Source organism: Runella sp., from assembly GCF_027484545.1.
Lineage (GTDB): Bacteria > Bacteroidota > Bacteroidia > Cytophagales > Spirosomataceae > Runella.
The window spans coordinates 1-9,759 of sequence record NZ_JAIXST010000284.1 but is presented as its reverse complement, the minus strand read 5'-3'; the positions used below and the strand labels follow the sequence as shown (position 1 = coordinate 9,759).

General features: G+C 42.2%; 10 protein-coding genes. 2 read left to right on the top strand and 8 right to left on the bottom strand.

Annotation, left to right across the window (positions count from 1 at the left end):
• Positions 1–109: 109 nt before the first annotated feature.
• The 3 genes from Q0081_RS25615 to Q0081_RS25605 form a co-directional block, all read right to left on the bottom strand.
• Positions 110–772 (bottom strand): ELWxxDGT repeat protein, encoded by a 663-nt coding sequence (locus tag Q0081_RS25615; RefSeq protein ID WP_298360412.1) that lies wholly within the window; start codon positions 770–772, stop codon positions 110–112.
• A gap of 79 nt (positions 773–851) precedes the next feature.
• A complete protein-coding gene (locus Q0081_RS25610; RefSeq protein ID WP_298360411.1) occupies positions 852–1,742 on the bottom strand; it encodes a hypothetical protein in 891 nt (296 codons plus the stop codon).
• A 53-nt stretch (positions 1,743–1,795) separates the two neighbouring features.
• On the bottom strand, positions 1,796–2,152 hold the full coding sequence (locus Q0081_RS25605; protein ID WP_298360409.1) for a LytTR family DNA-binding domain-containing protein: 357 nt from the start codon (positions 2,150–2,152) through the stop codon (positions 1,796–1,798).
• 218 nt (positions 2,153–2,370) lie between these two features.
• Here Q0081_RS25605 and Q0081_RS25600 point away from each other — a divergent pair, with 218 nt between their 5' ends.
• Positions 2,371–4,119 (top strand): histidine kinase dimerization/phosphoacceptor domain -containing protein, encoded by a 1,749-nt coding sequence (locus Q0081_RS25600; protein ID WP_298360407.1) that lies wholly within the window; start codon positions 2,371–2,373, stop codon positions 4,117–4,119.
• A gap of 7 nt (positions 4,120–4,126) precedes the next feature.
• Entirely contained in the window at positions 4,127–4,873 is a 747-nt protein-coding gene (locus tag Q0081_RS25595) for a response regulator (RefSeq protein WP_298360405.1), read from the top strand.
• Between the two features lie 9 nt (positions 4,874–4,882).
• Here Q0081_RS25595 and Q0081_RS25590 read toward each other — a convergent pair whose 3' ends face one another.
• The 5 genes from Q0081_RS25590 to Q0081_RS25570 form a co-directional block, all read right to left on the bottom strand.
• The gene (locus tag Q0081_RS25590) at positions 4,883–6,070 is read right to left on the bottom strand and encodes an ATP-binding protein (RefSeq protein ID WP_298360403.1); all 1,188 of its coding nucleotides are present in this window, start codon (positions 6,068–6,070) and stop codon (positions 4,883–4,885) included.
• Positions 6,071–6,149: 79 nt separating this feature from the next.
• The gene (gene fucP, locus Q0081_RS25585; RefSeq protein WP_298360401.1) at positions 6,150–7,370 is read right to left on the bottom strand and encodes an L-fucose:H+ symporter permease; all 1,221 of its coding nucleotides are present in this window, start codon (positions 7,368–7,370) and stop codon (positions 6,150–6,152) included.
• 42 nt (positions 7,371–7,412) lie between these two features.
• Entirely contained in the window at positions 7,413–8,201 is a 789-nt protein-coding gene (locus Q0081_RS25580; RefSeq protein ID WP_298360399.1) for an SDR family oxidoreductase, read from the bottom strand.
• A gap of 197 nt (positions 8,202–8,398) precedes the next feature.
• Complete coding sequence (locus Q0081_RS25575; protein WP_298360397.1) at positions 8,399–9,304, bottom strand: DUF418 domain-containing protein; 906 nt, start codon at positions 9,302–9,304, stop codon at positions 8,399–8,401.
• 12 nt (positions 9,305–9,316) lie between these two features.
• On the bottom strand, positions 9,317–9,610 hold the full coding sequence (locus Q0081_RS25570) for a hypothetical protein (RefSeq protein WP_298360395.1): 294 nt from the start codon (positions 9,608–9,610) through the stop codon (positions 9,317–9,319).
• Positions 9,611–9,759: the final 149 nt, after the last annotated feature.

Below are 9,759 nucleotides of genomic sequence, written 5' to 3'. Positions count from 1 at the left end.
TCAGGCACTTCGTCAAATATTTTTTTCCATTCCATCCTCAAAAATACAACCAACAACAATTATATGGCTATTTTTGACCTATGCCCTAAATTAAGATTATTAGGTGCGTTCAACCTGTATTACTAATGAATAAACTCCAAGTACGAAAATCTTTTTTTCTTCCTGAGAATATCCATTTATTACTCAATTTACAAATTTGATTAGTTTGCGTACCGTAAGTTGGTGAAGAGGAGTATCCATCATCGTATATATCGTCTGATAACTTGTTATCAAGAATTACCTTGAAACCTAACCCAGCTAAATTTTTTATAATTAATCCATATTTATCCGTTAAAATGTATAGAGTGGTATCAATAGTAAATCTCGGAACTTCAGCATCTTGATACCCTTCATCCCATATTTTGTATGTGCCTTCTAATGTGCCGTTGCTTCGCCAAAGCCCAGATGGGAAAATAGAAAAATAAATATTTCCTTTATGTGAAAAAAAAGAATTTGGATATGAACTAGCGTATCTGTCGCCTTGCGCTATATCTTTTACTAAAACAGTTCCTTGTTCAGTACCATCAGATTTCCATAGTTCCTGCCCATTAATGCTTTCATCGGCTCGGAAGTAAAGGGTATTGCCAATTACTCCTGTAACATTACGTTGGAACATTTGGTTATATACTCCACTTCCATCCAATGGATAAATATCCTTGACCAAAGTAGCCTGCCCCCAAGCCAAAGCCTGCCAAAACAAACAAAGGAGGGTAAGTAAAATTTTCGTTTTCATACTAATGAATTGATTTTTAGACTTTTAAAGAATTGTATTTAATTGTTTGAGGTAGATGATGCCGTAAGTTTAGTAAAGATTAGGGTGTTGAAAAGAGGTAAGGTTTTGATTGATTTTCAAATAAATCGGTAAAATGATTATCTAATTCAATATAAAATGGAGTATGACAACCTCTGACTTTTACTTGTGTTCCCTTGGTTGCAATGCGTTTGTTTAAATATGTTCCCATAATCCAAGTGTCACTATACCCAACAAGTGAAACAGAGACAAAACTGTCGTGTTCATGAAACTTTAGAGCACTTTTATTATCCAGTCTGTTATAAATAGATTCGATGACTTTTCGATTTTCTCTGATTAAACTTTCAATTCTATTTGGGGTATAATCTTCGATTGTTTGGGCTCGTTTTTCAAGTGTTCTTTTAGCAAGGTCTGGGTCTAAGAGTACGATTTTAACGATACATTCATGTTCATCAATTGCTTTTATGAGAATGTCTTCCAAGACTTCTAAACTTGGTATCCAAATTTTAGAAATTCGGATCTCTGTTTTTCTTAAAGTGGCGATACGCTTACCTATGTCATCAATTTTAAGTTGGCCATAGCAATCGAATATCCCAGAATCTTTTAAACGAGTAAAATTGTTAGGTGCATTTTCTCTAATCTGGGTTTTGGCAATATTAGTTACAGTAGTTTGTAGGTATTCTTTTAAATCGGGAGAAGAGGAGTTTATTTTTTCATCAATGATTTTTTTGATGGATTCCTCCATTTTTTGATTAAACTCTGTACGTAGATTCAATTCGTATAGCAGTGATATAAGCCCTATTGTTGAAAGCGTTACACTAATATCACGAATGTGATGTCGCAAATTTTGGTCTATGAAATCTGCAGTTGAGACTCCAATTCCAATTGAACCAATTACGAGAAGGATAGCAAAGATCCATTTTTTTTTCAGATTATAAATTTGGTCGGACATATTAGTGGAGCTTAGAATGTTATACTTAGAGGATGCTCAGGGTATTTGAAAAATTAGCTATGTATGGTTGATTTTCCAAGTACCCATTGCTCCACCTCCCGCCGCCGTCGCCGCGAAACGGGAAACTGCTTGCCGTCGGTTAAATACACAAACTCTCCGTCGAAAGCCTTGACGTACAGAAGATTGGCGAAGTAGGATTTGTGAATGCGCAGGAGTTGAGCGGGTAGCTTATCGCGGTAAAAACTCAGCGATTTGGAAGTCAGGATGGGTTGGCCGTGGCGGGAGTGGAACACCGTGTAGTTTCCTTGCCCTTCGATGAAGACAATTTCCTCGAAGAGAAGTTGATAATGCCCTCCCAACAGCGACAAACACGCCGATAGGCCGGTGATAGGGTTGGATACTGCCGTCATGGTGAATTTTTGGGTTTGTAATACGCTCCCAAAACTCTGAAATTTCTTTGAAAGCTATCTTGTGAACTTTACGAAATTGGGTAACCTCTTTACGAACGCGGGGAAAGATTTGACGAAAAAATCCGGACAAGATAAAAAAACAGTCGTTCGATAACTTTTTTGTCGAGTGGAGTGGTATTCTCCCTATTTTTGGTAAGAAGAAAAACCCACGGCTTTGTATGTCCTTTAGTTACTCAAAAAAGTCTTTTGGTTGGATGTTCTTATTGGCCTTCGTGTTGGAGGAGGGTAGGGCACAACAGCCCAAGTTTCTCCCCCTCCAGCCCCACAAAGTACAGTGGGCCAATGCAGTCATTAAGAATGCGCTCAAAACCAAAGACACTATCCAATTGGCAGAAGGGTATTATCTCTACGGCAAAATATATGAGGCTTCAGGTGATTACTTAACGGCCAAACGCTATTTTATGCGCTCGCTCCGTATTCAGGAAAAAAGGGGAGATTCAGAAGAATTGGCGCGGTTGTACACCCGTCTGTCTGGTTTGGGATTTACCTTTTACAATTACGCCGACGCTTTGCGGTATGCTCAACTATCATTGGCCGTAGCCCAGCGTATGGGTTCGGACAAAGCCTTGCTGCGTGCCTACGCACAGATGCGGGGCATACACGAGACTGACTGGACACGGATGGAAGGCAAAATCAATAAAAATGCCCTGAAACCCAACTACGATAGCGTTCTGTATTATTTGAGGAAAATTGAACCCCTTGCCCGTAGAAGCCCTGACCCCTTGGAATTGGCAACGGTTAATAACTATTTGGGGAACGAACTAAGGAGACGTAACGACCCTACAGCGATTGTCTATATTGAAAACGTGCTGAAAATTTATACTAAACAAAAAAAGACAGCCGACCAAGTTGGTGCCATGGTCTATTTAGCCGACACTTACCTCCAATTTGGACAGCACCAACAAGCGAAGCATCTATTGGCAAAAGCAACGCAGTTGCGGGGTACAATGCCATCTCCTAATGAACAGGGCCTTCAATCTGCTTTTGAAGTAACTTATGTTCACTATTATCAAGCCATCGGCGATTGGAAAAGAGCATTTGAGCATGTCGAAAAACTACATGAGTTAGAGCGAAACCGATTTCTGGCCGATCGAGAAGGGGCTGCAAGCCGTCTGAGCGTGGAATACGAAACCGAAAAGAAAGAAGCCCAACTCAAAAGCCAGCAAAAAGAGTTGGCATTGAGCAACGAAAACCAAAACATTCAGCGGCGTTTTTTGATTGCTATATCCGTGTTGTTGGTAGGGGCGGTGTTGGCTACGGTGGCTTTTTATCGCCTTTATCGCAAAAACCAACGCATTAGTCGCCAAAATACGGAGTTGGTACACGAGCAAAATCACCGCGTCAAAAACAACTTGCAGTTGGTATCGAGTTTGTTGACCTTGCAATCTAATCGCCTGACCGACGCGGCAGCAAAAAATGCGGTCGAAGATACGCAATTGCGGATTGAGGTCATGGTCATTCTTCAACGCAAACTCTACGACGGTGATCATCTCACCTCCGTTTACTTACTGGAATTTATGCAAGAACTCGTTGAAATCGTGCTACAAACCTTTAGCTACGAACACGTTCAGGTGATTTACGACATTTCACCTGCCCTCGAAGTTTCCATTGATCACGCGCTACGGATTGGCTTCATCGTGAACGAACTCGCCACCAATGCCTGTAAGTACGCTTTTCCCGACCATCCCAACCCTAAATTCAAGGTAGCTTGCTCGACTCAAGGAGACGTTTTTGAACTGAAAGCGGCTGATAATGGCAAAGGTTTTCAGCTGCCAAAAGCCGCTGATGGCTCGAAAAATAAGTCGTTTGGAATGCAGCTTATTCAACTACAAGTCAAACAATTAGACGGTACCTACCGCTTTGATACAACGCAGGGTACAGCGTTTCAAATGCAGTTTAAAGTATAAACCCACCATGAAATCTCTTAAAATCCTCATTGTAGAAGACGAACTCATTACGGCTACGTCTATCCAAGAAACCTTAGAAAATGCGGGGCATGAGATAACGGCGCTTGCCCGTAACCTGCGAGAAGCCCTTTCGGCGGTGAAGCGTCAACCACCTGATTTAGCACTCATTGATATTACCTTGGAAAATTCTACCGACGATGGTATCGGGGTGGCAAAACAGCTGATGAGTTTATACCCCATGCCCATTATTTATCTAACGGCCCATTCCGAACCGTCCACTGTTTTGAGTGCCCAAGAAACCCATCCTGCAGCTTATTTACTAAAGCCTTTTCGTCACAAAGAACTGGCTATTCAAGTCGAATTGGCGTATTATAACTACCAAATCAACCAAGAGACGACCATTGATCCTCACGCTGCCGAAAGTTTGTACTTACCTGTGGAGCAGGGAAAAGGCCACGTCAAAATCGTTAAAAGCGAAGTTTTGTATTTGTGGGCGGCGGGTTCGTACGTAGAAGTGCATACCATTCGCGACAGCAAACCGTTTATTTTTTCAATGAATTTGGGCTATCTGGCGCAGTTTTTTACGCTGTCCAATTATTATCGTATTTCGCGTTCATTGCTCATCAATCTTGCGTATGTAGAACGAATCGAAAAAAATCAACTCTTTGTGGCGGGTCGAGATACGGCGATCACCTTTCCCGAAACCCAACACAAAGAGCTGCTGCAAAAGCTTGCTGTAGTGAGAACGCCTTAAAGTAAATCGCTAAAGGTATTTTTCTACCAATCCTAAAATTGTTAGTTGTTTGAGTACTTCCTCAACATTGCAATGAATCCAATTGGGGCGCACGCCCAAATTTCCCCCTTGGGGAGTTACTACGAAATTATGAGAAGTGCCTAAATCCAGAACCGATTCTGTCGAACCTCGCTTGAGGGCGGGAGTAAGTGAAAGTTTAATTTCAATCGCTGCTATGGGTTGGATACCTTCTACCAATACCAAATCCATTTCAGCACCGTTGGAAGTACGATAAAAGTAAGGTGTAACTCCATTTTTAAGCCTTCTAATGATTTGCTCAATCACAAATCCTTCCCATGAGGCCCCAACAATAGGGTGTTGAACGAGGTGAATTTGCATACGAAGACCGTGCAAAAAGTGCAAACTGCCGCTATCTATGAAATAAAGTTTAGGGCTTTTAACGATGCGTTTCGAAACATTTACAAACCATGGTTCAAGTCGCCGTACTATGTAAGCCTGTTCCAGTACAGCTATATAACGCTGCACTGTCGTGTGAGAAATACCGAGTGAATTGCCAAGAGTAGAGTAATTAAGCAGAGAGCCGTGATTGTGGGCCAACATTCTCAAAAAATTAGTAAGCAAGACAGAAGGAGCATTGATACCCAGCGCAGATAAGTCCTGTTCAACATACGTTTTAATAAAATTTTGTTGCCACAAATACCAAAAGCCGTCATTGGGTGCCAGTAAAGCATCGGGAAAACCTCCTCTAAACCATAATGTTTGTGTCGAAATTTGTGCAGTTTGCGCTTCGGCTATTTGCAATGGCATTAATTCGTGGTAAGCAATGCGCCCTGCCAAAGATTCCGAACTTTTTTGTAAAAACTGAAGTGACGCTGACCCTAAGAGAACGAACCTTCCCGGGTGTCGGTCACGATCAATAAGCCCGCGTAATTGAGGAAAAATAGGTAAGAGCCGTTGTACTTCGTCAATAATGATAGTTTTGTCGCGGTTGTCATCAATGACCCACGCAGCATTTTGACTGAGAGTTTGATAATCATCAGGTAACTCCAAATCAAAGTAGAGAGAGGGTTTGGGTAATTCACTTACTAATTGCTTTGCCAAGGTGGTCTTCCCTACTTGCCTTGGTCCTAAGATTCCTACCGCAGGAAAAAAACTGAGCGATTGTTGTATAGCGCGTTTTAGGTATCTTTCTATCATTATTCATGTAATTTGAATTTTTGATGTTCAAATTACATGAATAAATTCTAATTAGGCAAATGAATAGAAATAACGCCTATCAATTCTTCGGCTTAGAAAACACCAATCCAAACAACAGAATAACTACATAGCAAATTATCGGCAACAAGTACGATTGGGCCACGTTTATATCGGCTACTTTCCCCATAATAGGAGGAAATACGGCTCCACCTACTACGCCCATCACGATGAACGAGGAAGCGCGTTGCTTGTGTTCACCTAAATTACGTAAACCTAATCCAAAAATGGTAGGGAACATGATACTCATAAAGAAATTGAGCATCATCAGAGCAATAAACGACACCCAACCCCACGTCTGAGAGATAATCAAACACATCACAATATTGGCTCCTGCAAAAATTGCCAATAGGATATTTGGCTTAATAAATCGCATTAAAAAAGTACCCACTGCGCGCCCGGCCAACAAAAGCACCATACTAAAAGAGAAATAGTATCCTGCTTTTTCGTCAGTCATTTCAGGAATGTATTTGATGGCATAATTAATAAAGAAAGCCCAAGTAGCTCCTTGTGCCGCTACGTTGAAAAACTGCGCAATGGCTGCCCAAATAAAATGACGGTGTTCAAATAATCCTTTTTTGGGGCCGGTACTTGCAGTTCCTTCTTCCTCCGAGGACTCCGAAGTAAGCGGAGGAACTTTAATAAAAGAAAACGCAATCGCCACCGTCGCTACTACGAGCCCGATGGCAATGTAGAGGTATTTAACGGGAGCTAAATCTACGACTGCATCTCCCGTAGGAAGATTGCGTAAGATGATGTATGAACCCAACACGGGTCCAATAATGGCACCTACTCCGTTAAAAGTTTGGGAAAGGTTGATGCGTTGCTCCGAGGTGTCTTCGTGTCCAAGGGCTGCTGAAAACGGGTGAGCCACGGTCTCCAAAGTGGCCAAACCGCAGGCCAAAATAAACAGGGCGGCTCTGAAAAATCCAAAAGATTCGGCTTCGGCGGCGGGATAAAATAAAAATGCACCGATGGCATACAAGCCTAATCCAAGGAGTACCCCGTTTTTATAACCATACTTTTTCATGAACAAACCCGCAGGAATTCCCATGACGAAGTAAGCGCCAAAAATAGAGAACTGCACCAATCCGGAATCGGCTAATGATACATGCAAAACAGTCTGAAAACGACGATTGAGCAAATCGCCCATGGTGATGGCGATCCCCCAAAGTAGGAATAAACTCGTCACGAAGACGTAAGTAGGAACGTATTTGGAGGTGAGTAAAGGGGCTTTTTTCATTAATGAGTTGTTGTAAGTGAAGGTTTAGGATTCGTTGAATTCTTAATGCTTGATAATAGATCGGTCTAAATGTACATAACCGCCATCCACATGGATAAGCTGGCCCGTAGTATGGCTTGATTTGCTCGAAAGCAGGAACGTCACCATGTTGGCAATTTCGTCGGGAGTTGTCATTCGGTTACCCAGCGGAATGCGGCTATTGATTTCGTTGAGAGTTTCTTCGGGATTAGGAAGGGTTTTGATCCATTTCTCGTAGAGGGGTGTCCAAGATTCAGCTACAATAACGGCATTGACACGAATGCCGTATTTGAGTAATTCCACGGCCCATTCCCGCGTAAGTGCATTGCGAGCACCGTTGGAAGCGGCGTAAGCTGACGTATTTCCCTGCCCTGTTTCGGCTACTTTAGAACTTACGTTTACAATAGGCCCTTTGGTTTTGATGAGATAAGGAAGAGCATGATGGGCCAATAAATAATAATGGACCACATTTTTGTGCAAAGAAGCCATAAATGCTTCATAACTGCCGTTTTCAAGTCCTACGCCGTCGTTGACACCCGCGTTATTGACCAATCCGTCAATTCTCCCAAAGCGTTCTACGGTCAAGCGGACTGCTTTTTCACATTCAGCGGGGTCGGTGAGTTCGGCTTCGATGCCATAAGCCATGCCGCCGAGGGCTTCTATTTTTTCGATAACTGCCTGATTGTCGCCAGTATTGCGTCCAATAATAACAGGAATCGCTTCTTCGATAGCTAAGGTGCGGGCAATTGCTTCGCCTATGCCCTTGGCACCACCGGTAACGATGATGACTTTTTCGCGGAGGTTTAAGTTCACGGAGTTTTATCTAATGTTAGTGGAATAGTTAGTGTATTGCTTCAATAAGAATAAATACCTCAAAATCTCATGCAATACTACTAAAATGTGCCAAGTTTTTAACCGAACAAATAAAATAACCACAGAGAAGCGGAGAATCACAGAGGGAATTTTTTCTCCGCGTTTCTCAGTCTCTCCGTGGTTTTAAAAAATGGCTTTTATCTCACGAAGGGCTGAGCTTTGAGGTAAGTCAAAGAGCGCCACGCCCACTCCACGGGGCCGTAATAAAAGCGACTTAACCAAAATTTACTGAATACAATTTGCCCTAAAAATACCCCAATTCCAATAAGGTACCCAACGGCTGGCGATACTCGACCCAACAAATCGAACCCAAATCCGAAAAAGATAAACCAAGCCAATAAGGTTTGAGTCAGATAACTTGTCAGGGCTATTTTGCCAATCACGGCCGTGGATTCCAAGATGTCGTGCCAACTTTTCTTTGAAAATAAAAAGGAAATGCCCGCCACATAAAATAGTACGGTACTGGCATTGAGTAAGTCAAAAAGGGTGGAAAACAACGCATTCAGCCACAAAGGCGGTTGAATCTTGTTGTTAAAAACGCCGCTTACCTGAATGACAACCGCCACTGCCACCAATACAAGCACAATGACAAGCGTATACATCAGGATTTTTTTGAAAAAAGGACGTTCACTCTGAAAGTTTTGCAACAAACGTTTTCGGGCAAACCAAAAGCCCAGCAAAAAGAACCCGAATGTGATGTAAATGCGTCCACTCAGTAATTGGAACTGCATTTTTTTGGGAAAAACGGCCAAATTGTCCAAGACGAATGGCAAATAATTTCCTTCACGGATAAGTTGTAAATAACGTTTATTGCCCGGTTCATCAAAAATTTGTCCCCACATTGCCCCCGTATCTATATGATTAAGTGCCATGTACGCATCCTGAAGGCGAGCGGGAATATTTAACACCAACAAAATACCAACAACGAGTATCAAGCGATTGGGTGCATTAGCAAAAAGTAAGAGTCCAAAACCTGCAATGGCATAAACGCTCAGAATGTCACCGCGCCAATGTAGATGATGCAAGAATCCAATAACGCCCAAAATAGCAAGGCGTCAGGCAAACCGCAACAAAAATTTTCCTTTGTTTTCGGTAGTTCTAAGAAGCATCAATCCAAAACTGACGCCAAACAAAAACGAGAAAAAGGCGAAGAATTTACCCGTAACAAAGATGCCGTCAAAAGTCCAAATGATTTGACTAAGCGTATCGGATTGGTACTTGGCACTGACTTCCTGCGGCAGCGACCAGCCACTGTGCCAGCCACCGTAGTGTGCCAAAATAATTCCTAAAAGGGCAAAGCCCCGAAGCCCGTCAATCAACGGAATACGTGAGTTGGGATTGGCCGTCATTTGTTTTCAAAAAAGCTGTATGCTTAGAAATTGTTACTACCCAGGTTGTAATTTGATGATTTGAGTAAGGTACGGTAATACCTCAAGTTTCCTTTTGAGGAGCGTATCAATGACAGAACGAATGATACAAAAAGCACTTTGCCCAGTTT